The following is a 21,818-nucleotide window of genomic DNA, read 5'->3' on the forward strand; positions in this document are numbered from 1 at the left end:
TCCCACAGTCCCGCCAAAGTCCAGCGGCGGAACTGACGGTAGACCGAGGACCACTTGCCAAACTCTTCGGGCAGATCGCGCCATGGCGCACCAGTCCTTGCGATCCAGAATATACCATTCAGAACAAGACGATGGTCCGCAGGTTTCCGCCCGTTAGGGTGCCGGACGGCACGAATGAAGCCCTCGAAGAAGGTCCACTCATCGTCGGATATCAGGTTGCGTGCCAAGTTCATCTCCCACGTAGAGATGAGCTTGAATCATAGGACGACTGCCAGAGGAATCCCTTTTGTCAACACGACCTATGTTAGGCGGGAAAAGTTAGCCAAAGCGCCGAACGCAGGACGGAATTGTGACGATTCACCACGATTGGGACAAAGCCGACTGCCGCAACCTGCATTCGCTGGGCAGCGTCGATCTGACCTGGATCGCGCGCGAGCAGGTGCAGGGCCGGATCGGCATGACGCCGGGCAAGCGGTGTTTCGACATCGTGCTGGCCCTGGTGCTGCTGATCCCGCTTTCCGTGGTCATGGCCGGGGTCGCGATGATCCTGCTGCTGACCCAGGGCCGGCCGCTGTTCTACGTCGCGCCGCGCATGCGCGCCCCGGGCGAGCCGTTCAACCTGCTCAAGTTCCGCACCATGCTGCTGGAAGACGGGGATTTCGGCGCCACCGGCGCGCACAAGCATTGGCGCATCACCCGCGTCGGCCGCATCCTGCGCCGCACCCGCATCGACGAATTGCCGCAACTGTTCAACATCCTGCGCGGCGACATGAGCTTCGTCGGCCCCCGCCCGCCGCTGCGCGAATATGTCGAGCGTTTTCCGGCGCTTTACGCCCAGGTGCTGAAGAACCGCCCCGGCGTCACCGGGCTGGCCACGATGATCTATCACGCGCATGAGGACCGGATCATGGCGCGCTGCAAGACCGCCGCGGCGACCGAGGCCGCCTATTACCGCCGCTGCCTGCCGACCAAGCTGCGGCTGGACCTGATCTATCAGCGCCGGCGCAGCCTGCGGCTGGACCTGTGGATCATCTGGCATACGGTGATGACCGTGGTGATTCCGCATTGGCAGGGCCGCCGCGCTCGCCGGGTGCCCAGCATGCCGCAGGCGGCTGCTCCGGTCAGGCCCCAGCCCGTGTTGCCGGCGGTGCACCCGCAGCCAAGCGTTCCCGCCGAGTAAGCCGCCGGGAGTCGCCGCAGCCTGCCGGCGCCGCGTCCTGTGGTCTGCCAGCCTTGTCGTCGCTGTCCTCCTCTCGACATCTTCAAGCCCGCCGCTTTGGCGCGGGCCGGGCCGCGGGTGCAGCCTGTTGCCCGCGGGGTGCCGCCGGGTCCTAGCTGCCCACGCCTGCCCTGCACCCGGTCGTCGCCAAAAGGGCGGGCCGCGTCCCGGCATGTGCCGGGGCCGCCGCGTCAGCGCGCGACAGGGGCAAAGGGGTCCTGCGGATAGCCCACCCCGGTCAGGTAAAGCCCCTGCGGCGGGCAGACCGGGCCGCAGGCGGCGCGGTCGCGGGCGGCGAGCGCCTCGGCCACGCGCCCCGGCGGCCAGGCCCCTGCGCCGACCCGCTCCAGCGTGCCGACGATCGAGCGCACCTGGTTGTGCAGGAAGGACCGGGCGCGCAGGACAAAGCGGTATTCGCGGCCCTGCGGGACCTCGACCTCGTCGATGCTCAGCTCGTCCAGCGTCTTGACCGGGCTGTTCGACTGGCACATGGTCGAGCGGAAGGTGGTGAAATCGTGCCGGCCCAGGAGATGCGCCGCGCCTGCGCGCATCGCGGCAAGGTCCAGCCGGTTCTGCACCTGCCAGGCCCGGCCGCGATCATGGGTCAGCGGCGCGCGGCGCGCGATCAGCCGGAACATATAGCGCCGCTCATGCGCCGAAAACCGGGCGTGGAAGTCATCCGCCACCCGTGCGGCGGCCAGGACGGCCACCGGGGCGGGCTTCAGGTGCCAGTTCAGCGCCTCGGACAGGCGAAACGGGTCCCAGTCGCGGTCCAGATCGGCATGGGCGACCTGCCCGGTGGCATGCACCCCGGCGTCGGTGCGGCCCGCCGCGGCGATGCGCGCGCCGGCCGCGAAGCCGGGGTCGAGCCGGCCGAGCGCGGCCTCGATGGCGCCCTGCACGCTGGGCCGGTCAGCCTGGGCCTGCCAGCCCGCGAAGGGGCCGCCGTCATATTCGATCAGCAGGGCGAAACGCGGCATGGCTAGCGGCGCGGCTTTTCGGAATCGCGCGGGATCAGCAGGTCGTCCAGCGTCATCGGCCGCGACAGGTCCGCCGGCTCGTCCGGCTGGGCGGGGATGGCGGGGGGCCGCACCCCTTCGCGCGCCAGCCGGTCGCGCAGCACGCTGATCTCGATGTCCAGGTCGGCGCGGCCGCCTTCCAGCACCCGGGCGCTGCGGGCTGCGAATTCGGTTTCCAGATCGTTCAGGAGCGTCTCGTAATCCTGGCGCGCGCGGGGGTCGCGGGTCTGGGCGTAGAGGTCGGCGAATTTCACCGTCGCGTCCCGCGCGCCCTGCAGATAGACGCTGAGATAGCGGCGCAGGGCCGAGATCGTGTCGGGATTGTCCTCGACATGGCCGAAAAGCGTGCGCGCCGCGGCGGCGAACATGCCGACGCGGGCCTCCAGCCGGCGGTCGCCGGTGCGCAGGATGGCCTGCTGCATGGCCTGCAGATGCGCCTCGCCCTCGGCGACGATGCGCTGGGCGCGGTCCTGCCGGACGCCGTCGATGCCCTCCATACCCTTGTCGCGCATCGGGTCGGTACCGAAGGCCAGCCAGTGCAGCATGGCGCCGGCGATGCCGATCACCCCCGCACCGGCCTCGGCGCCCGGGACATACGAGCCGAGGGCGAGGCCGAGCCCGGTCAGGATGCCGCCGAAGAGCTTGCGCGGAATCGCCGGCCGGCGCGCGACGCGGCGGGCGTCATAGGCGGCCTCGGCCTGCAGCCCCTCGCGCGTCATCCACATGCCCGAGGCGAGGCTGCCGAAGGCGATCAGATGCAGGGCAAGCCCGGCCGGGTCCTGCCAGAAGGCGCTGATCAGGAAGGGGACGGCCATGATCGTGACCCAGCGCGTGCGCGATTCCAGCGGATGCCGGACCTCGCCGGGCGCCGGGCGCGCGGGCGGGCGCGGATCGGTTCCGTCCAGCCGGGGCTGCGGCGAGAAGCGGCCGCCGAAACGCTTTGCCATCGCCGCCTCCCTCAGCCCGCGCCCACGAAGGAGGCGTAGAGCGTCAGGCCCATCAGCAGGAAGAAGGACAGGCGCTGCATGGCTTTCCGGGACATGGGCTTCCTTTCGGCGCGTCGGGCGAGTCGCCCGCGGGATGGTCGGGCGAGATGCCCGCGTCTTGCGGATTGCCCGCAGGATATAGGGCGCATCCGGCGGGAACGGAAGGGCTGGGGGCTCTGCCCCCCACGCCTCCCGCGCCCTGTGGGGCGCAGGAGGCGCTCCCCCCGGGATATTTGGGCAAGAAAGAAGCCGGGTGCCGGGCGGGAGGGTGAGCGGAAGGGGAAAGTGGAGCGGGTGATGGGAATCGAACCCACGTATTCAGCTTGGAAGGCTGCTGCTCTACCATTGAGCTACACCCGCATCGCCTTGGCTTGTATCCTGTCCCGAGATGCTTCGCAAGCCAACGGCGGGGGCTCTGGTCCTGATGGCTTCTCTTTGGTCGGCGGGGCGGGCCGGCTTGTGGAGCTGCGGTCCGATCCGTTCGGCTGGGCCGTGATCTTGGGCCAGCGGGGGGCCCGCTTTCCGCGACCAGCGGGAGGCGATGGGTAGCGGTAAAGGCAGCGTCCGCCCACGACCTTCGCGGTGGCGTGCCCGGGGGCGGTAGCATCGCGTCCCGCCTGTCCCGGGCGCGGCGGAGCGTTGCAGAGATGGAACGGCGCCGACCGCACCTTGTCTGGCTGCGGATCGGCCCCGTGGCAGGTCGTTTGCAGGGATTCGCCCGGAAGCCCCGCGCCGCATCCGCTCCATTGCTTCGAATGATCGATCCCCGCGCTTCCGGCCTTCGGGGTGCGGTCGGTCGCAGCCTGTTGCGGGCGGATGGAGATCGGCGGCGCGAAGCGTCGCCACGTCCAAGGGGGCGGGCGCCGTATCGATGCCCTGGACGCGATCACGCCCCGGCTGGGGACGGTGCCGAGGGTGCATGATCCTGGCGGCAGCCAGCCGGGCATCGGGTCGCGAGGCCGTCCGTGGCGGTTGCGGCTGGCGGGCCGGCCGGCCATGGCTCAAGCGGGTTGCCGCCCTTGGAAACGGCCGGGCCTCAGCTTGCGCCCTTGCTTGCCGGCAGGTGGTGCAGCAGGGACGAACAGGCGCCCATGATATGGGCATAGACCAGCGCGCCGGCCTTTTCCGCATCGCCCGCCCGGCAAGCGGCCAGGATCTCGCGATGCTCGCGATCGGCCGTGCCCTGGCCGTGCGACAGGGCCAGCTGGATGCGCAGGTAGCGTTCCAGCCGGTCGTTCACCGAGCGGATGGTGCTGACCAGGAACGGCCGCTGCGCATCCAGATACAACCGGCTGTGGAACTGCCAGTTCAGCGCCGACCATTGCGCGACATCGGTTTCCCGCGCGAAGGCGTCGCAGAACGCCTCGGCATCGGTGAAGGTCTCCGGCGTCATATGTGGCACCGAAAGCTTGATGGCGGCCGATTCCAGGATGGCCCGGGTTTCGAAGATCTGGGCGATCTCGGGCTCGGAAACCGCGGTGACGATGGCGCCCTTGTTGCGCTGGAACTCGACCAGACCCTCGGCCTCCAGCCGCTTCAGCGCCTCGCGGACCGGGATCTTGCTGACGTTGAACATCCTTGCGACATCGTCCTGGCGGATCGGCTCGCCCTCGTCCAGCGTGCCGTCGGCGATGGAATCGCGGATGAATTTCAGGATGATGTCCGAGGCGGTGGGGGCTTTCCCGAGATTGGGGACCTCTGCATCCTTGAATGGCATTCTGCTTCCCCCAGCTGCGCGGCTGCACGGGCAGGAAGATATGGTAGCCGATATTCCGCCGCAAGAGGATGCCGCGCCCGGAGAAGGTGCGGGCTGTGAGGACTCGCGAAGCGCGCTTGACGGGGCAGGGCGAAACCGGCAATGTGGTGATGAAAATATCGTATACGAAATACCAACCTGCGGCCAGCCCTGCCTGTCCGCAATGATCGAGGAAAACCAATGCGCACATCCAGGGTCGTGCATGTCGTGTCCTGCCATGCCGAAGGCGAGGTCGGCGATGTCATCGTCGGCGGCGTGGCCCCGCCGCCGGGCGAGACGGTCTGGGACCAGTCGCGCTGGATCGCCGAGGACGAGACCCTGCGCAGCTTCGTGCTGAACGAGCCGCGCGGCGGCGTGTTCCGCCATGTCAACCTGCTGGTGCCGCCCAAGGACCCGCGCGCCCAGATGGGCTGGATCATCATGGAGCCGGCCGATACGCCGCCCATGTCGGGCTCGAACTCGATGTGTGTGGCGACGGTGCTGCTCGATACCGGGATCATTCCCATGCAGGAGCCCGTCACCCGCATGATCCTCGAACCGCCGGGCGGGCTGATTGAGGTCGAGGCCGAATGCCGGAACGGCAAGGCCGAGCGCATCCGGGTCCGCAACGTGCCCTCTTTCGCCGACAAGCTGGACGTGCGGATCGAGGTCGAGGGCCTGGGCACGATCACCGTGGACACCGCCTATGGCGGCGACAGTTTCGTGCTGGTCGATGCGGCTGCGCTGGGGCTGGAACTGCGTCCCGACCAGGCCCGCGACATCGCGCAGATGGGCGTGAAGGTGACCGAGGCCGCCAATGAACAGCTGGGCTTCAAGCATCCCGCCAATGATTGGGACCATATCTCGTTCTGCCAGATCACCGACCCTGTGCAGATGAAGGACGGGGTGCTGTGGGGCAAGAACGCCGTGGCGATCCGTCCCGGCAAGCTGGACCGTTCGCCTTGCGGCACGGGCTGCTCGGCGCGGATGGCGGTGTTGCATGCCAAGGGGCAGATGAAGGCCGGAGATCGCTTCGTCGGCACCTCGCTTCTGGAGACCGAGTTCCATTGCCGGATCGACAGCGAGATCGACCTGAACGGCAAGCCGGCGATCCGTCCGATCATCTCGGGCCGGGCCTGGATCATCGGCACCAAGCAGCTGATGGTCGATCCGGCGGATCCGTTCCCGGGGGGCTATCGCCTGTCGGATACCTGGCCGATGGATCGATAGGGGGCATCGCCATCCCGCTTGCCGGCGGGCTGGATGCGCCGCACCACCCGACGGGGGACGGGCATGGCCGGCCGGCAGGAAACACCGGAGGCCCCGGCTCTTGCCAGGCCAGCTCGTCTCTGGCTCTGTAGCGGCATTTCAGGCCGGCCCGGCGGGCGCCGACCCGTGCAGAAGAAGGGAACGCATTTCCATGACAAGCAAAAACGCCCCGCAATTCCTGTCCTATGAGGATGCGATCGGCCGGCTGAACTGGCCCGATGCCGTCGAGGCGTTGCGGCAGGGCCACGGGCTGCCCCCGGCCGAGATCAGGGATGTGTTCCTGGGCCCGCCCACCGGCACGATGATGAGCCGCTCGGCTTGGATCGAGGGGCTGGGCTACGGCGCCAAGACCTTCACCGTCTTCGACGGCAATGCGGCGCGGGGGTTGCCCACGGTCCAGGGGGCGATGCTGGTCTTTGACGGCGAAACCGGCACGCTGCAGGCCATCGTGGACAGCCCGCTGGTCACCGAGATCAAGACCGCCGCCGATTCCGTGCTGGCTGCCAGCCTGCTGGCGCGCCCGGACAGCCGGCACCTGCTGATTGTCGGCGCCGGGACGGTCGCGACCAGTCTGGTCAAGGCCTATACCGCGGTGCTGCCGGGGATCGAGCGCGTCTCGGTCTGGTCGCGCCGCCCGGAACAGGCGCGGGAACTGGTCGCCGGCCTGGACGGAATCGAGGCCGAACTGGTGGCGGTGCCCGACCTGCAAGACGCGGTCGGAGAGGCCGACATCGTCTCTTCGGCCACCATGGCGCGCCAGCCGGTCATCCTGGGCGATTGGGTCCGGGCCGGCACCCATGTCGACCTGATCGGCGCCTTCAAGGCCGACATGCGCGAGGCCGACGATGCCCTGATGGCCAAGGCGGCGCTGTTCGTGGACAGCCGGGCGACCACGCTCGGCCATATCGGCGAGCTGATGCTGCCCATCGCCTCGGGCGCGATCACCGCCGAGAGCGTGCTGGGCGATCTTTACGACCTCGTGCGGCCGGATGCCCGCCGGCGGCAATCGGATGACGAGATCACCCTGTTCAAGAATGGCGGGGGTGCGCATCTGGACCTGATGATCGCGTCCTGGATCGCCCGCGTCATGGCGGACTGAGCGATGGGCCGGGCGGACGTTCTGCCCGACCTCCGGCTTCAGGGAGATGTTGCGACCCCGCCGCGCGGGCTCGGCATCGCGATTCGCCTGTCCAGATCCGGGCGAGGTCTGAAAATGGCCTCGAATTTGTTCCATCTGGCTGGCTGATGGGCAATATTCAGGCGCACCGCCTGGCGATCCTCTGGTATCCCTCTCGCATCGAATGAGGAGATCGGCATGATGCGTATCTGCCCCACCGCCGCGGGGGCACCGCCGCGCTGCTGGCCGGCTGACATTCCGCAGGGGGCCGCGGCCCCCTGTTTTCCAGAAAGAGCCCGGAGGAGGGGTTCATGAGCAATCAGTCATTCCTGGCCGATGTGAACGAGATGTTCGACGTCGCGGCCTCGCGCTGCGACCTGCCCGAGGGGCTGGCCGAGAAGATCAAGGTCTGCAACGCGACCTATGTGACCCGCTTCGGCGTGCGGCTGCGCGGGCGCATGCATACCTTTACCGGCTGGCGGGCGGTGCATTCGACGCATAGCCGCCCGGCCAAGGGCGGCATCCGCTTCGCCCCCAATGCCGACCAGGACGAGGTCGAGGCGCTGGCGGCGCTGATGACCTATAAATGCGCGCTGGTGCGGCTGCCCTTCGGCGGATCCAAGGGGGCGCTGCGGATCGATCCCGCCGACTGGACCGAGACCGAGCTGGAAAAGATCACCCGCCGCTTCGCGCAGGAGCTGATGGCGCATGAATTCCTCAGCTCGGCCGCCAATGTGCCGGCGCCGGACATGGGCACGGGCGAGCTGAACATGATGTGGATCGCCGACGAATACCGCCGCGCCCGGCTGCAGGACATCAACGCGCTGGGTTGCGTCACCGGCAAGCCGGTCGGCGGCGGCGGCATCGAGGGCCGCACCGAGGCCACCGGACGCGGCGTGCAATATGCGATCCGCGAATTCTTTCGCCATCCCGCCGACCGCGCCCGCGCCGGGTTCCTGTCCGAGAGCCTGTCCGGCCTGACCTGCGTGGTGCAGGGTCTTGGCAATGTCGGCTTCCACGCCGCCAAGTTCCTGTCGCAGGAGGACGGCGTGCGCATCGTCACGGTGATCGAACGCACGGGCGTGGTGCGCAATCCCGACGGCATCGACATCGACGCGTTGAAGGCGCATCTGGTGCAGACCGGCTCGGTCGAGGGCTTTGCCGGCGGCGCGGTGAGCCGGCCCGACATGGGCGCGCTGGCCGACGAATGCGACATCCTGATCCCCGCCGCCGCCGAGGGCGCGATCACCGCCGAGAATGCCGCCTCGATCAAGGCGGCGCTGATCGTCGAGGCCGCGAACGGCCCCACGACCAACGCGGCCGACGCCATCCTGCGCCAGGCCGGCAAGATCATCCTGCCCGACCTGTTCGCCAATGCCGGCGGCGTGGTGGTGTCCTATTTCGAATGGGTGAAGAATCTCAGCCACATCCCCTTCGGCCTGATGGAGCGGCGGCTGGAGGAGGACGAGCACCGGCTGCTGGCCCGCTCGCTGGAGCAGATGACCGGCCGGGATTTCCCAAGCGAACATGCCCGCTTCCTGGAGGCGCGCAGCGAGATCGCGCTGGTCCGCTCGGGCCTCGACGACATCATGCGCGCCGCCTATCGCCGGATGAGCGCGCTGTGGAACCGCCCCGACGGCAGCTACCCGGACCTGCGCACCGCCGCCTATGTGCTGGCCATCGACGAGGTGGCGCAGGCCTACAAGGCGATCGGGCTTTAGCCCTTCGGTCCGGCGGGTCCTGCCTCATCCCGCGTGGCGCGCCCTCCGGCTCGGATAAGCTTGCGACCCGCCCGGTGACGCCCGCCAGCCGGGTCGTGGTTTCCCTTGGGGTGGCTGTTCGCGGATTGGCTGGTCTGGGGATAGATCCTTACAGCTGGCGATAGACCCGTGCGGTGTCGGCCTCGAAATGCTGCAGTTCGTCCTGCCGGCGGGCCTCGGACCAGCCGAGGCTGGCGGCGGCGATGCGCGACAGCGCCTCGGCCCGGCCCCGGCCCAGGTCGGGCTCCAGCCCGTCCGGCAGGCGGCGGCGGATGAGGTCCGAAAGGCGCACGACATGTTCGCGGGCTGCCATCTGGCCGATGCCGTCGTCATGGGTTTCGGGCGCCGGAATGGCGCCCGTGGGTTCCGGCCCGCGCCTTCCCAGCCGCTTTTCGACCGCCCGCGCCACCTTCCGCGCCGCGTGGCGGTGCAGCATGATGGTCGAGCCGGTGACGGCCAGCAGGCCGGGCATCGCGGGATCCTCGGCGACCTCGACCGGCAGGCTGGTGGTCCGGCCGTCGCGCGACGAGGTCGGCCGCACGCCGCACCAGCAATGCAGCACATCCGCACGCGTCAGTTGCAGGTCGGGGAACAGGTGGTTGGCCTCGCCCAGGATATAGTCGATCTCGGCATCCTCGACGCGGATGTCGTCGGGATTGGCGGTGACTTCGGTCTCGGTCGGGCCGATGAAATGGAAATCGCGCCAGGGAAAGACGTAATAGGGCTCGCCCTTGCGGGAAAAGGCTTCCAGCCCCTGGCCGCGGAACGCCTCGGGCAGGCGCACCATGACGTTGACGCCCTTGATGCCGATCACCCGGCGCCGGCCCGCGCCGCCGCCCGGCACGCGGTCGATCCAGGGGCCGGCGGCATTCACCACCATGCGGGCGCGGACCTGCGCACGGCCCTGCATCTCGGGCGCGCGTTCGTCCAGCGTGACCAGCCAGCCCTCGCCCTCGCGCACGATGGCCGTCACCTCGGCATAGGTGCGGAGGGTGGCGCCGCGCCGCTCGGCATCCAGCGCGGTATCGACGCAGATGCGCTCGGGCCAGGCATACATGTATTCCTCGAAGACCCCGACGCCGCGCAGCGGCCCGCCCAAGGCCGCCGCCATGGCGCTTTCGCCGGCGGCTTTTGCAGGCGGGAGGCGGCGATAGGCCAGCAGAACCCGCCAGCGGTCCAGCGCCTCGACCAGACGGAAGCCCAGATCGACCAGCCAGGGCGGATAGCGGTCGCCCTTGCGGAACGGATAGTGGAAGCGATGCTTCGTCAGATGGCCGGGCATGTCGTGCACCAGTTCGGCCCGGCAGCGCATGACGTCGCGGGTGTAGAGCAGCCGCCGGATCATGTCGGCGGGCCGAAAGGGCATCTGCCACAGCGGATAGCGCGCGGCGAGATAGCCGAGCCCGGAATAGAGCATGCGGCTGGAGCGCGACGAGGTGCCGGCGCCGATATCGCCGCGGTCGACCAGCAGGGTGCGAAAGCCGCGCCCGGCCAGTTGCCGGGCGCTGGCGCAGCCGACCGCTCCGGCGCCGATGACGATGACGTCGCAATCCGTCCCGTCGAGGCTCGAGAGCGGCGGCCGCGTCACGCCGGATCCTTCGCCATGCGCCGCGCCTTGTCGGTCGCCGCTTCCAGCGCCGCCACGACGGCGCGGCTGAAACCTGCCGCCTCGGCGGCCTCGATGCCGGCGGCGGTGGTGCCGCGATAGTCGTGATAGGCGGCGAGCATGGCGGGCGCTTCGCTGACCCGCCCTTCCAGCAGCCGCGCGCCGCCGATGACGGCGGCCTCGGCCGCGCGCCAGGCGATGGCCTCCGAGATGCCCTGCGCCCGCATGAAGCCGGCCATCGCCACGGCCATCAGCGCCGGATAGGCGGCGCCCGAGCCGGGCAGGGCGGTCATCAGGTCGATCTCGGCCTCGCTTGCCAGTTCGTCGGTGGTGCCGATGGCGGAAAGCAGGCGCCGCACCGTGTCGCGGTCGGCCTCGGTCACGCCCTCGGCGGCCCAGAAGGGCGAATAGGAGGCCCCGATCTCGGCCGCGGCATTCGGCATGACCCGCACGATCCGGCCGCCGCAGCGGGCCAGTTCGCGGGCATCCACCCCGGCCATGAAGGACAGGACCAGCCGCCCCTCGGCCCGCAGCGCCAGCCCCGGCCAGTCCTCGGGGCGGACCGAGACCACGACCACGTCGCTTTGCGCCGCCAGATCGGCCACGTCCCGGGCCCAGACCACATCGGCATGGCCGTGATAATCGGGACGCGGCCCGCTGCGGTTCAAGGGCACCAGATCGCCCGGCTGGACGATGCCGCGCGACAAGAGCCCCGCGCCAAGCGCCGAGCCCAGCCAGCCGGTGGCGCCGACGATGCCGATCCTCATGCGCTCGCCGCGATGTTGCCCGTATAGGCGTTGATGGCGTTCTGGAACGGGATGACGCCGAGGGTCTGGCCTTCCGGGTTCTTGACGCTCAGCGCCTGGAGGCGGTTTGCCGCCATGTGCTGGAGCGCCTCGGCGACCGTGGCCTCGGGGGCGATGGCGGCCTCGGGCAGGCTGTCGAAGCCGTGCTCGGCCACCATGACCGCGCCGACCTTGAGCACCCGGCCGCGGTCGACATGCTGCACGAAATTCGCCACGTAATCGTCGGCAGGACGCAGCACGATGTCCTGCGCCGTGCCCTGCTGGATGACGCAGCCGTCGCGCAAAAGCGCGATACGGTCGCCGATGCGCAGCGCCTCGTCGAGGTCGTGGGTGATGAAGACGATGGTCTTCCTGACCTCCTGCTGCAGGTCCAGCAGGACCGTCTGCATGTCGTAGCGGATCAGCGGATCCAGCGCCGAATAGGCCTCGTCCATCAGCAGGATCGGCGCGTCGTTGACCAGGGCGCGCGCCAGGCCCACCCGCTGCTGCATGCCGCCCGAAAGCTGGCTGGGATAGCTCTTCTCGAAGCCGGAAAGCCCGACGCGCTCGATCCAGCGCATGGCGGTGCGATAGCGTTCGGCCTCGGGCACGCCCTGCACCTCCAGCCCGTAGGCGGCGTTGTCCAGCACGGTGCGATGCGGCAGCAGCGCGAATTTCTGGAACACCATCGCGGTCTTGTGGCGGCGGAAGGCGCGCAGCGCCTCGGGCGGCATGGCGACGACGTTCTGCCCCTCGATGACGATCTCGCCCGCCGTGGGCTCGATCAGCCGGTTGATGTGGCGGATCAGCGTCGACTTGCCGGAACCCGACAGGCCCATGATCACCTGGATGCTGCCCGGCGCGATGGAGATGTTGATGTCGCGCAGGCCCAGCACATGGCCGTGGCGGGCCTGCAGCTCGGCCTTGGTCATGCCGGCGCGCACCGCCTCGACATGCGCCTCGGGCGCGGGGCCGAAGATCTTGTAGAGATTGCGGATCTCGATGCCGATCGGATCAGCCATGACCCACCTCGCGATGTTTCTGCAGCCGCTTGCCCCAGGCCTGGCTGATGCGGTCGAACAGGATGGCGATGCCGACGATGGCGAAGCCGTTGAACAGGCCCAGGGTGAAATACTGGTTGTTGATGGCGCGCAGCACCGGCTGGCCCAGCCCCTGCACCCCGATCATCGAGGCGATCACCACCATGGCCAGCGCCATCATGATGGTCTGGTTGATGCCGGCCATGATGGTGGGCAGCGCCAGCGGCAGCTCGGCCTTGATGAGCTTCTGCCAGGCCGAGGAGCCGAAGGCGTCGGCCGCCTCCAGCACCTCGCGGTCGACCTGGCGGATGCCCAGGTTGGTCAGCCGGATCATCGGCGGCAGGGCATAGATCACCACGGCGATCAGCCCCGGCACCCGGCCGATGCCCAGAAGCATCACCACCGGGATCAGGTAGACGAAGCTGGGCATGGTCTGCATCACGTCCAGCACCGGGTTCAGCACCGCCTGCACCCGCTGCGAGCGCGACATCAGGATGCCCAGCGGCAGGCCGATGGCGATCGACAGCAGCGTCGCGGCGAAGATCATCGACACGGTCTTCATCGTGTCGTCCCACATGCCGAACAGCCCGATCAGCACCAGGGTCAGCAGGCTGCCGATCACCACGCGCAGGCTGCGGCTGGCGCCCCAGGCCAGCGCCCCGACCACCAGCAGGACAAGCGGCCAGGGCGCATTGGTCAGCAGCCGCTCGGACCAGATGAGGAAACTTTGCAGCGGGCTGAAAAAGCCCTCGATGCTGTCACCGTAGTTGCGGGTGAACTGGCGGAAACCCTCGTCGATGACCCGCTTGAGGTCGCGAAGATAGCCGTCGTCTAGCTGGGGGAAGGAAGTTAACCATGCCATGGTGATTTCGTCCGCGCTGGTTCGGAGGGGAAGGGAGAGAGGGCGGCGTCGCGCCGCCCCCCGCCGGACGGGCCGCGCCTAGAGCGCGGCCTTGATGCGTTCCGCCGCCTCGGGCGTCACCCATTGGGTCCAGAGCTCTTCGTTCTCGCGCAGGAATTCCCGCGCCCCGTCCTCGCCCGTGGCCTGGTTGTCGGTCATCCAGGCCATCAGCTTGTTGACGGTCTCGTTGCTCCAGCTGCGCTTGGACAGATAGTCGACGACGCCGGGATCGGCCGCCTCGGCGAAGGATTTCGACACCAGGGTGAAGACATTGTCGATCGGGAAGGCGTTCGGCTTGGGATCGGGGCAATCCGCGACCGAGGTGCAGCGCCGCCATTCCTCGACATCGTGCTCCATGCCGAAATCGACCGCGACCATGTCGTATTTGCCCAGAAGCGAGGTCGGTTCCCAGTAGAAGCCCAGCCATGGCGCCTGCTGCTCGTAGGCGCGGGCGATCGAGCCGTCGAGCCCGGCGGCCGAGCCGGTATCGACCAGGGCGAAGCCCTTGCCCTCGATGTCGAAGGCCTTGGCGAGCTGCGTGGTGACCACGGTGCCGCCCCAGCCCGCCGGCCCATTGTAGACCGCGCCCTTCGAGGCATCCTCGGGGGCCGGGAACAGTTCGGGATGGGCCAGGATCTCCTCGATCTTGTTCAGGTTCGGATGCTCGTCCAGCATGTAGCGCGGGATGAACCAGCCCTGCTTGCCGCCATCCGACAGCGAGCGGCTGAGCGAGACGATCTTTTCGTCCCGCAGCCCGGCCTCGACGATCTCGGGCATCAGGTCGACCCAGGCCTCGGGGACGATCTCGGGCTTGCCCTTTTCCACCAGCGAGGTGATCGAGGGCACGGTGTCGCCGGCGACGATCTCGGCGCTGCAGCCATAGCCTTCGTTCAGGATGAACTGGTCAAGGCTCGCCAGCACCTCGGCGCTTTGCCAGTTCATGCTGGCGATGGTCAGGCTGCCGCAATCGGCCGAGGCGGCGCCGGCCAGCGCAGCGAACGGCAGGGCGAGGACGGTGCCAAAGAGATAGGATCGTTTCATGGTTTTCGCTTCCCTGTCGCGACATTGGTCATGCCTGCCCGGCCCGTCGCGGAAGGCCGGGGGCTGATTTGGGTCAGGATGGGGTTCCTGCCGGCTTGCGCCCCGGTCCGCGACGGTTCAACGCCGCCTCTGCCGGGGCAATTCGGATCGCGCCCGCCGGACCGGCCGGACCACCGGCGGCACCCTCTGCCGGGCCCCTGGCGGGGCTGGGCCCGACCGCGTTCGGCAGGGCGCGGGCGCATCGGAGGCCGGTGGGAACGGTTTCGGGCAAGGGGATGCCTGTCATGAGGGGAACCAGCAGGCGGCCGGCGGCCGCCGATGCGGTATCTTCCCCGTCCGGCCGCGGCCCGGATGCAACAATAGCGGCATGTCGTGCGACGATATCGTCAGCATTGCTGGCCGGACCGGCCCCGCCGCGGCCCGGCGCCGGACGCAGCCGGGAATCGGGCGGGGGGAAATCCGGCAGATTCCGGCCCGGGCTGTCGATGCGGCCGACCCTCATGGTGCGGAGCCGGGACGGGCCCCGGGCTGGGACATGAAACGCGCATTGAAGCGCGCCAGCTCGCGCGGCTCGGGGCGCTGGCCGGTATAGATCTCGACATAGGTGGGAATGCGGGCCAGCCGCGTCTCCAGCTCCTCCCGGGCGCGCATCGAAATATAGCCGATCTGCGTCAGGTAGATGGTGCGGGCGCGGACATCGGCCTCCTGCTCTCCATGTCCCCAGCGCACCAGCATGTCGCGCAGCGCCCCCAGCCGCGTCTCGTCCGCCGCCTCGATTCGCGCCGCCACCTTGCCGTCCTGCAGGGCCCAGCTGCGCACCGCGAATTCCAGCCGCGCATCGAAGACCCCGGACAGGAAACAGGCCAGCACGTTCAGCATCGCCTCGGCCTGGCTGTCGGCATATTCCCGCGTGGCGGCGACGAAGGGCCGGGTGGTGCGCGCCTCCCAACCGTCGATCAGCGCGGTCAGCAATGCCTCGCGATCCTCGAAGAACCAATAGAAGCTGGTGCGCGACAGGTTCAGCTGCCGGGCCAGCGGCAGGATCTTCACCGCGTCGATGCCGCTGTCGATCAGCGCCTGGTAGCCGGCTTCCAGCCAGCCCTCGCGCGACCCGCGCCAGCCGGTTTCGGGGGCAATATGGGTTTCCATGCCCCTGCATAGCCCGCGTGCCGATTCGCCTCAAGCGAATTGTCCAGAGATGCATACTAAAGGATCACATATGATTTTTATATTGACACATGTGAACATTTCTTGCCTTCTTGGGGCAACGACTCCCACCCTTCACAGGCAGAGCCATGTCGAACGATCCCCTTCTGCAGCCCTATCAGCTGAAGCACCTGACGCTGCGCAACCGCATCATGATCACCAGCCACGAGCCGGCCTATCCCGAGGACGGCATGCCCAAGGACCGCTACCGCGCCTATCATGTCGAGCGGGCGAAGGCCGGGGTGGCGCTGACCATGACCGCCGGCTCGGCCTCGGTCTCGCGCGACAGCCCGCCGGTCTTCAACAACATCCTGGCCTGGAAGGACGAGGTGGTCGGCTGGATGAAGAAGCTGACCGACGAATGCCACGACCATGGCTGTGCGGTGATGATCCAGTTGACCCATCTGGGCCGGCGCACGCGCTGGGACAAGGCCGACTGGCTGCCCGTCGTCTCGCCCAGCCATGAGCGCGAGGCGGCGCATCGCTCGTTCCCGAAGAAGATGGAGGACTGGGACATCGACCGGATCATCGACGACTATGTCGATGCGGCCGAGCGCATGAAGGCGGCGGGGCTGGACGGGCTTGAGATCCAGGCCTACGGCCATCTGATGGACCAGTTCTGGTCGCCGCTGACCAACGACCTGGACGGGCCCTATGGCGGCAGCCTCGACAACCGGCTGCGCTTCACCTTCGACGTGCTGCGCGGCATCCGCGAACGCTGCGGCGAGGATTTCATCCTGGGCGTGCGCTATACCGGCGACGAGGACCTGCCGGGCGGGCTGACGGCCGAGGACGGGCTGGCGATCTCGCGCAAGCTGAAGGACAGCGGGCTGGTCGATTTCCTGAACGTGGTCAAGGGCCATATCGACACCGATGCCGGGCTGACCGACGTGATCCCGGTGCAGGGGATGAGGAACGCCCCGCACCTGGAATTCGCCGGGCAGATCAGGAAGGCCACGGGCTTTCCGACCTTCCACGCCGCCAAGATCCCGGACGTGCCGACCGCCCGCCATGCCATCGCCTCGGGGTTGCTGGACATGGTCGGCATGACGCGGGCGCACATGGCCGACCCGCATCTGGTCCGCAAGGTCGTCGAGGGGCGCGAGGACGACATCCGCCCCTGCGTCGGCGCGAACTATTGCCTCGACCGCATCTATCAGGGCGGCATGGCCTTCTGCCTGCACAATGCCGCCACCGGGCGCGAGGAGACCATGCCGCACACCATCCCGCCCGCCCCGGCGAAAAAGCGCATCACCGTGGTCGGCGCCGGTCCGGCCGGCATGGAGGCCGCCCGCGTCGCCGCCGAGCGCGGCCATGCCGTCACCGTCTTCGAGGCCGCCGACCAGCCCGGCGGCCAGATCCGCCTGACCGCGCTGGACGAGCGGCGCCGCGAGATGATCTCGATCATCGCCTGGCGCATGGCGCAATGCGAGAAGCATGGTGTGAAGTTCAACTTCAACACTTTCGCCGACGCGGGTGACGTGCTGGCCACCGAGCCCGACGAGGTGATCGTCGCCACCGGCGGGTTGCCCCATGTCGAGGTGCTGGAGACGGGCAACGATCTCGTCTGCTCGGCCTGGGACATCCTTGCGGGCGACGTGAGGCCGGGCCGCAACGTGCTGATCTTCGACGATGCGGGCGACCATGCGGCGCTGCAGGCGGCCGACCTGATCTCGGCCACGGGTGCGGCGGTCGAGATCGTGACGCCGGATCGCAGCTTCTCGCCCGAGGTGATGGCGATGAACCTGGTGCCCTACATGCGCAACCTGCAAAAGCGCGACACCACCTTCACCGTCACCTGGCGCCTCCGCTCGGTGACGCGCGAGGGCAACCAGCTGCGCGCCACGCTCGGCAGCGATTACGGCGATTTCACCCGCGAGCGCATCGTCGACCAGGTGGTGGTCAACCACGGCACGCGGCCGCTGGACGAGCTCTATTTCGATCTCAAGCCGCTGTCTTCGAACCTGGGCGAGGTCGATTACGAGGCCCTGACCACCGGCGGGTTGCAGGAGGTCCGCAAAAACCCCGAAGGCCGCTTCCGCCTCTACCGCATCGGCGATGCCGTCGCCGCCCGCAACACCCATGCCGCGATCTACGACGCGCTGCGGTTGGTCAAGGACTTGTAACGCACCCCGGCGCGCGGCGATGATCCGCGCGCCGGCCGGATCCCGGGAGGTAAACCGAAATGCCGCGACTGCAACCCCTGCAGGATTTCCTTGATATCGCCTTGCCCGCCATGCGGGCGCGCGCCCATGACGGCAATTCGCCGGCCTCGCTTCAGGGCATTTCCGAGGCAATCCTTTCGGTTGGGGACCAAGGGGCGGGACCGGCCCGCCTGCCCGTGGTCGAGGCTTGGCTCGACACGGCTCTGGCCCGTCCCATGGAATACCAGGATCTTTCCGATCTTTTGCAGGCGATACAGCGGCTGACGCCGCTGCTGTGCTGGCGCCGCCGGACCGGCGACGCGACCGCCAGCGCGAATTTCTCAGAAAGCCATGCCAATGCCATGCTGCTCGGCCCCGGTGGCATCGAGGAGCGCCGCGACCTGTGGATCGGCCTCAGCCTTCTGGCACCGCAGACCCGATATCCCGACCACCAGCACGCGCCCGAGGAAACCTATCTGGTCCTGTCGCCGGGCCAATTCCGCAAGCCGGGGCGCGACTGGTTCGAGCCCGGCATCGGCGGCAGCTTCTTCGTGCCGCCAAACGCGGTTCATGCCATGCGATCCAGCGATGAACCGCTGTTCGCGCTCTGGGCGCTCCGGGCCTGATGGATCGACAACAGCAGGAAGGTCAATCCCATGAAGATACTCGTGCCCGTGAAGCGCGTGATCGACTACAACGTGGCTCTGGTGTCGATTTGGCGAATGTGAAGATGTCGATGACCCGCTCGACCAGATCGCGGTGGAAGAGGCGATTCCCCTGAAGGAGGCGGGCAAGGCCGAGGAGGTCATCGCCATCAGCACCGGCATCTCCGGCGCCATCCAGCACCTTGCTGGGATGAAGGACAGCAATGTGATCGTCACCGATTACGGCTTCGTCGGGATCTGTTCTCCGTCGTCCCGGAACTGACCGGGAAGCTCTGAAGGCTTTCACCGTTTCCCAAATACTCCGGGGGCAGAGCCCCCTGTCGCGTCCCACCAAAGGACGCCCAAGGCGCGGGAGCCCAAAGCAGCCCGGTGCTTCATGCGCCACCATGGATGCACGCGGATTGCCGGAACCGAAGAACTTCTTGACAGAATCGCCCGAAGGCAAGAGATTTCGTAGAACAAATATCGTATACGAATATGGCGATCAGAAGCGGGCGACGAGGATGAAGCGGCCAAAGGGCCCCCCGTAGCCAAGCCGTCCCGAGAACAGGGCAGGTAAAGACGCGGCGCGCCGCCCTGAAACAACGCCGCAGACAGGGAGATGGAAATGCAAAGACTACTCGCTTCGACGGTCCTTGCCGCTGGCCTTTCCGGCGGCGCATGGTCGGCTGCCGCGCAGGATTGCGGCAACGTGACCCTTGCACTGCATAACGTCCAGAGCGCCGAACTGCTGACCTATGTCGACAAGTTCATCCTCGAAAACGGTTACGGCTGCAGCGTCGAGACCATTCCGGGGGATACGGTTCCCTCGACCACATCCATGATCGAGAAAGGCTCGCCCGACGTTTCCTCGGAAACCTGGGTGGACCTGCTGCCCGAGATCGTTCCGCAGGGGCTCGAGGACGGCAAGATCGTCTACGGCGCGCCGGCCCTGCCCGATGGCGGCATTCAGGGCTGGTGGATTCCGAAATACCTGGCCGATGCGCATCCCGAGATCAAGACGGTCGAGGATGCCCTGGCGCATCCCGAGCTTTTCCCGGACCCGGAAAACCCCAGCCGCGGCGTGATCTTCAACGGCGCCGAAGGCTGGGGGGCGACGGTTGTGACCGCGCAATTGTTCAAGGCCTACGAGGCCGAGAAAAAGGGCTTCAACCTGATGCGGCCGGGCTCGGCCGCGGGCCTGGATGGCGCCATCGCCCGGGCCTATGAGCGTCAGGAAGGCTTCATCACCTATTACTGGGCGCCGACCGCGCTCTTGGGCAAATACCAGCTGGTGCAGCTGGAACCGAACGCCGAGCACGATCCGGTCGAATGGAAACGCTGCATCACCAATCTCGATTGCGCCGACCCGAAGGTCACCGGCTGGCCCATCGACACGGTGATGACGGTGTTGACCAGGGATTTTGCCGACCGGACCAGCCCGGCGATCCTGGACTATTTCAACACCCGCGGCTGGAGCAACGACACCGTGGCCAAGCTGATGGCATGGCAGGGCGACAACCAGGCCATGGGCGAGGATGCGGCCGTGCATTTCCTGGAAGAGAACAGGGATATCTGGACGAGCTGGGTTCCTGCCGAGGTCGCGGAAAAGGTCGAAGCCGCTCTGTGACCATGGCCGCTGCGTCATGGCGGATAAACCGGCCTTATGGTGCAGCGATCCGTATTCCCTGATCCCTTTGGTTCGCCCGGCTGTCATCACCGGGCGCGCCTTTCCCATCCCGGCTTCAAGAACACGCCCTCAGGAGCAGCAAACATGGCGTTCAAGCGAATGATCCATGCCGTCGATACGCATGCCGGAACGCCGATGCGGGTGATTACCGGCGGCGTTCCCCATATTCCCGGGCGCTCGTCCTACGAGAAGATGCAATGGCTGGAGGCCAATGACGACCAGCTGCGCAAGCTGATGCTGCGCGAGCCGCGCGGCTATGCGGCGCATTGCTGCAACATCATCGTGCCGCCCTCGCATCCCGAGGCCGATGCCGGCTATATCATCATGGAGCAGATCGAATATCCGGTCATGTCCGGCGGCAATACCATCTCGGTCGTCACGGTGCTGCTGGAAATGGGCCTTCTGCCGATGAAGGAGCCCGTCACCGAGCTGGTGCTGGAGGCGCCGGCGGGGCTGATCCGGGTCCGCGCCGAATGCCGGGGCGGCAAGGTGACCAGCGTGACGTTCCGCAACGTGCCGGCCTTCGCCGCGCATCTGGATGCCGAAATCGAGGTGCCGCATCTGGGCAAGGTCCGGGTCGATGTCGGCTGGGGCGGCATGTTCTATGCCATCGCCGACATCCGGCAGTTCCCCGGCCTGGAACTGATCCCCGAGCATGGCCGCGAAATCGCCCGCATCTCGGCGATGATCCGGCAGGCGGCGATCGAGCAGCTGCCGGTCGAGCATCCCGATTATCCGGGCGTGGGCATCACCATCTCGCAACTGTCCGGGCCGACGGACGATCCGAACGCCGACTGGAAGAATGCCGTCACCATGGCCTCGGGGGATTTTTCCTGGGACAATCCCGCGACCTGGACCGGCGCGCTGGATCGCTGCCCCTGCGGCACAGGCACCTGCGCCAAGATGGCGGTGCTGCATGCCAAAGGCGAATTGCCGCTGGACAAGAGCTTCCGGCACCAGGGCATTCTCGGCAACGTCTATACCGGGCGGCTGGTCGAGGAGACCGAGATCGCGGGCCGCCGCGCCGTGGTGCCGGAAATCTCGGGGACCAGCTGGATCTGTGGGTTGAACACCCTGGTGCTGGACCATGACGATCCGTTTGCCGAAGGTTTCACGGTGGGGGATACCTGGGCGTAGCGCGCGGTCCTGCGGGGCCGCGGCTGCCCGCTTTGCCGGCTCTATTCCGCACCGTAATCCTCTCCGAAGAACTGGCGCATGAAGGCGGGGCCGTCTGTGGTGACGAAGTCGCGGAACTCGCGCGCGGCCGGGCCCAGCGTCTTGCGGCGCGGATAGACCACGAACCAGTCGCGCAGCTGCGGCATGCCGTCGACGCTGAGGACGCTCAGCTTGCCCGCCTGCCGTTCCAGCGCGATGGTGTGGGCGGAGAGGAAGGCGAGCCCCATGTTCGCCATCAGCGGCGGTCAGGAAGATCTGCATCTGCCGCAGGGTGATCGTCCAGTCCGCATCCCCGCATTGCCCCGGTTGAACTGGTCGCGCGTCAGCCGGGCGGGGTCAAGTCGGGCCTGCGGGCAAAGAAGTCGTTGCCCTTGTCGTCGGTGACGACGAAGGCGGGGAAATCCTCGACCCGGATGCGCCAGACCGCCTCCATGCCGAATTCGGCAAAGTCGAGCACTTGCGCCAGCCGTCCCGCGTCGC

Annotated in this window: 20 protein-coding genes, 1 tRNA gene and 1 pseudogene; 9 read left to right on the plus strand and 13 right to left on the minus strand. The window is 67.8% G+C overall.

The annotated features are described in order from the left end of the window. Positions 1-233 (minus strand): transposase (locus PARJ55_RS23210; protein WP_156929419.1); only part of this gene is annotated, 233 nt, incomplete at its 3' end. A gap of 116 nt (positions 234-349) precedes the next feature. Between PARJ55_RS23210 and PARJ55_RS21450 the strand changes: the two genes are divergently transcribed. After that, positions 350-1,180, plus strand: coding sequence for a sugar transferase (locus PARJ55_RS21450; RefSeq protein ID WP_156929420.1), 831 nt, complete (start codon positions 350-352; stop codon positions 1,178-1,180). Between the two features lie 230 nt (positions 1,181-1,410). On the opposite strand, the gene truA is transcribed toward PARJ55_RS21450, so the two are convergent. The 4 genes from truA to PARJ55_RS0103925 form a co-directional block, all read right to left on the minus strand. Continuing rightward, positions 1,411-2,199 carry a tRNA pseudouridine(38-40) synthase TruA gene (gene truA, locus PARJ55_RS0103905; protein WP_028711819.1) on the minus strand — a complete coding sequence of 263 codons (789 nt, stop codon included), beginning with the start codon at positions 2,197-2,199 and terminating at the stop codon, positions 1,411-1,413. Positions 2,200-2,201: 2 nt separating this feature from the next. Next, on the minus strand, positions 2,202-3,185 hold the full coding sequence (locus PARJ55_RS0103910; protein ID WP_028711820.1) for a 5-bromo-4-chloroindolyl phosphate hydrolysis family protein: 984 nt from the start codon (positions 3,183-3,185) through the stop codon (positions 2,202-2,204). 325 nt (positions 3,186-3,510) lie between these two features. Further along, positions 3,511-3,584, minus strand: a tRNA-Gly gene (locus tag PARJ55_RS0103920). 676 nt (positions 3,585-4,260) lie between these two features. Next, a complete protein-coding gene (locus PARJ55_RS0103925) occupies positions 4,261-4,941 on the minus strand; it encodes a GntR family transcriptional regulator (RefSeq protein WP_028711821.1) in 681 nt (226 codons plus the stop codon). A gap of 219 nt (positions 4,942-5,160) precedes the next feature. Here PARJ55_RS0103925 and PARJ55_RS0103930 point away from each other — a divergent pair, with 219 nt between their 5' ends. The 3 genes from PARJ55_RS0103930 to PARJ55_RS0103940 all read left to right on the plus strand — a co-directional run bounded on the left by PARJ55_RS0103930 (position 5,161) and on the right by PARJ55_RS0103940 (position 9,066). Beyond that, positions 5,161-6,189 carry a proline racemase family protein gene (locus tag PARJ55_RS0103930; RefSeq protein WP_028711822.1) on the plus strand — a complete coding sequence of 343 codons (1,029 nt, stop codon included), beginning with the start codon at positions 5,161-5,163 and terminating at the stop codon, positions 6,187-6,189. A 190-nt stretch (positions 6,190-6,379) separates the two neighbouring features. Continuing rightward, positions 6,380-7,327 (plus strand): ornithine cyclodeaminase family protein, encoded by a 948-nt coding sequence (locus tag PARJ55_RS0103935; protein WP_028711823.1) that lies wholly within the window; start codon positions 6,380-6,382, stop codon positions 7,325-7,327. A gap of 329 nt (positions 7,328-7,656) precedes the next feature. Continuing rightward, on the plus strand, positions 7,657-9,066 hold the full coding sequence (locus PARJ55_RS0103940; RefSeq protein ID WP_028711824.1) for a Glu/Leu/Phe/Val dehydrogenase: 1,410 nt from the start codon (positions 7,657-7,659) through the stop codon (positions 9,064-9,066). A gap of 148 nt (positions 9,067-9,214) precedes the next feature. On the opposite strand, the gene PARJ55_RS0103945 is transcribed toward PARJ55_RS0103940, so the two are convergent. The 6 genes from PARJ55_RS0103945 to PARJ55_RS0103975 form a co-directional block, all read right to left on the minus strand. Continuing rightward, positions 9,215-10,693, minus strand: a complete 1,479-nt coding sequence (locus PARJ55_RS0103945) for an FAD-dependent oxidoreductase (protein ID WP_028711825.1) — start codon at positions 10,691-10,693, stop codon at positions 9,215-9,217. Then, the gene (locus tag PARJ55_RS0103950; RefSeq protein WP_028711826.1) at positions 10,690-11,478 is read right to left on the minus strand and encodes a pyrroline-5-carboxylate reductase; all 789 of its coding nucleotides are present in this window, start codon (positions 11,476-11,478) and stop codon (positions 10,690-10,692) included. The genes PARJ55_RS0103945 and PARJ55_RS0103950 overlap by 4 nt, the downstream gene beginning before the upstream one ends. Beyond that, entirely contained in the window at positions 11,475-12,518 is a 1,044-nt protein-coding gene (locus PARJ55_RS0103955; RefSeq protein ID WP_028711827.1) for a glycine betaine/L-proline ABC transporter ATP-binding protein, read from the minus strand. Before PARJ55_RS0103955 ends, PARJ55_RS0103950 begins: the two co-directional genes overlap by 4 nt. Then, complete coding sequence (locus tag PARJ55_RS0103960) at positions 12,511-13,398, minus strand: proline/glycine betaine ABC transporter permease (protein WP_028711828.1); 888 nt, start codon at positions 13,396-13,398, stop codon at positions 12,511-12,513. The genes PARJ55_RS0103955 and PARJ55_RS0103960 overlap by 8 nt, the downstream gene beginning before the upstream one ends. A gap of 78 nt (positions 13,399-13,476) precedes the next feature. Then, positions 13,477-14,478, minus strand: coding sequence for an ABC transporter substrate-binding protein (locus PARJ55_RS0103970; RefSeq protein ID WP_028711829.1), 1,002 nt, complete (start codon positions 14,476-14,478; stop codon positions 13,477-13,479). Between the two features lie 498 nt (positions 14,479-14,976). Beyond that, positions 14,977-15,627 carry a TetR/AcrR family transcriptional regulator gene (locus PARJ55_RS0103975; RefSeq protein WP_028711830.1) on the minus strand — a complete coding sequence of 217 codons (651 nt, stop codon included), beginning with the start codon at positions 15,625-15,627 and terminating at the stop codon, positions 14,977-14,979. Between the two features lie 146 nt (positions 15,628-15,773). Between PARJ55_RS0103975 and hpbA the strand changes: the two genes are divergently transcribed. From hpbA to PARJ55_RS0104000, 5 genes and pseudogenes are all read left to right on the plus strand, one after another. Next, the gene (hpbA, locus tag PARJ55_RS0103980; protein ID WP_028711831.1) at positions 15,774-17,810 is read left to right on the plus strand and encodes an N-methyl-L-proline N-demethylase HpbA; all 2,037 of its coding nucleotides are present in this window, start codon (positions 15,774-15,776) and stop codon (positions 17,808-17,810) included. A 59-nt stretch (positions 17,811-17,869) separates the two neighbouring features. After that, positions 17,870-18,454 (plus strand): dimethylsulfonioproprionate lyase family protein, encoded by a 585-nt coding sequence (locus PARJ55_RS0103985; protein ID WP_028711832.1) that lies wholly within the window; start codon positions 17,870-17,872, stop codon positions 18,452-18,454. A gap of 30 nt (positions 18,455-18,484) precedes the next feature. Then, positions 18,485-18,677 (plus strand): annotated as a pseudogene (locus PARJ55_RS24490) (electron transfer flavoprotein subunit beta/FixA family protein); the annotation flags it as partial. 507 nt (positions 18,678-19,184) lie between these two features. Continuing rightward, a complete protein-coding gene (locus PARJ55_RS0103995; protein ID WP_230378150.1) occupies positions 19,185-20,102 on the plus strand; it encodes a glycine betaine ABC transporter substrate-binding protein in 918 nt (305 codons plus the stop codon). Between the two features lie 144 nt (positions 20,103-20,246). Further along, positions 20,247-21,299 carry a proline racemase family protein gene (locus PARJ55_RS0104000; RefSeq protein ID WP_028711834.1) on the plus strand — a complete coding sequence of 351 codons (1,053 nt, stop codon included), beginning with the start codon at positions 20,247-20,249 and terminating at the stop codon, positions 21,297-21,299. A gap of 41 nt (positions 21,300-21,340) precedes the next feature. Here the strand turns inward: PARJ55_RS0104000 and PARJ55_RS0104005 are convergent, their stop codons facing one another. Beyond that, complete coding sequence (locus tag PARJ55_RS0104005) at positions 21,341-21,574, minus strand: LysR substrate-binding domain-containing protein (protein ID WP_028711835.1); 234 nt, start codon at positions 21,572-21,574, stop codon at positions 21,341-21,343. Between the two features lie 86 nt (positions 21,575-21,660). Continuing rightward, positions 21,661-21,795: a fumarate hydratase C-terminal domain-containing protein gene (locus tag PARJ55_RS24495; protein WP_232215661.1), complete on the minus strand. Its 135-nt coding sequence runs from the start codon at positions 21,793-21,795 to the stop codon at positions 21,661-21,663. Positions 21,796-21,818: the final 23 nt, after the last annotated feature.

The organism is Paracoccus sp. J55 (assembly GCF_000513975.1).
Taxonomy (GTDB): domain Bacteria; phylum Pseudomonadota; class Alphaproteobacteria; order Rhodobacterales; family Rhodobacteraceae; genus Paracoccus.

Bases quoted from the DNA above. Each gene is read 5' to 3' on its own strand.
- truA (WP_028711819.1), bottom strand. From the start codon at position 2,199: ATGCCGCGTTTCGCCCTGCTGATCGAATATGACGGCGGCCCCTTCGCG.
- PARJ55_RS0103910 (WP_028711820.1), bottom strand. From the start codon at position 3,185: ATGGCAAAGCGTTTCGGCGGCCGCTTCTCGCCGCAGCCCCGGCTGGAC.
- PARJ55_RS0103925 (WP_028711821.1), bottom strand. From the start codon at position 4,941: ATGCCATTCAAGGATGCAGAGGTCCCCAATCTCGGGAAAGCCCCCACC.
- PARJ55_RS0103930 (WP_028711822.1), top strand. From the start codon at position 5,161: ATGCGCACATCCAGGGTCGTGCATGTCGTGTCCTGCCATGCCGAAGGC.
- PARJ55_RS0103935 (WP_028711823.1), top strand. From the start codon at position 6,380: ATGACAAGCAAAAACGCCCCGCAATTCCTGTCCTATGAGGATGCGATC.
- PARJ55_RS0103940 (WP_028711824.1), top strand. From the start codon at position 7,657: ATGAGCAATCAGTCATTCCTGGCCGATGTGAACGAGATGTTCGACGTC.
- PARJ55_RS0103950 (WP_028711826.1), bottom strand. From the start codon at position 11,478: ATGAGGATCGGCATCGTCGGCGCCACCGGCTGGCTGGGCTCGGCGCTT.
- PARJ55_RS0103955 (WP_028711827.1), bottom strand. From the start codon at position 12,518: ATGGCTGATCCGATCGGCATCGAGATCCGCAATCTCTACAAGATCTTC.
- PARJ55_RS0103960 (WP_028711828.1), bottom strand. From the start codon at position 13,398: ATGGCATGGTTAACTTCCTTCCCCCAGCTAGACGACGGCTATCTTCGC.
- PARJ55_RS0103970 (WP_028711829.1), bottom strand. From the start codon at position 14,478: ATGAAACGATCCTATCTCTTTGGCACCGTCCTCGCCCTGCCGTTCGCT.
- PARJ55_RS0103975 (WP_028711830.1), bottom strand. From the start codon at position 15,627: ATGGAAACCCATATTGCCCCCGAAACCGGCTGGCGCGGGTCGCGCGAG.
- hpbA (WP_028711831.1), top strand. From the start codon at position 15,774: ATGTCGAACGATCCCCTTCTGCAGCCCTATCAGCTGAAGCACCTGACG.
- PARJ55_RS0103985 (WP_028711832.1), top strand. From the start codon at position 17,870: ATGCCGCGACTGCAACCCCTGCAGGATTTCCTTGATATCGCCTTGCCC.
- PARJ55_RS0104000 (WP_028711834.1), top strand. From the start codon at position 20,247: ATGGCGTTCAAGCGAATGATCCATGCCGTCGATACGCATGCCGGAACG.
- PARJ55_RS0104005 (WP_028711835.1), bottom strand. From the start codon at position 21,574: ATGGCGAACATGGGGCTCGCCTTCCTCTCCGCCCACACCATCGCGCTG.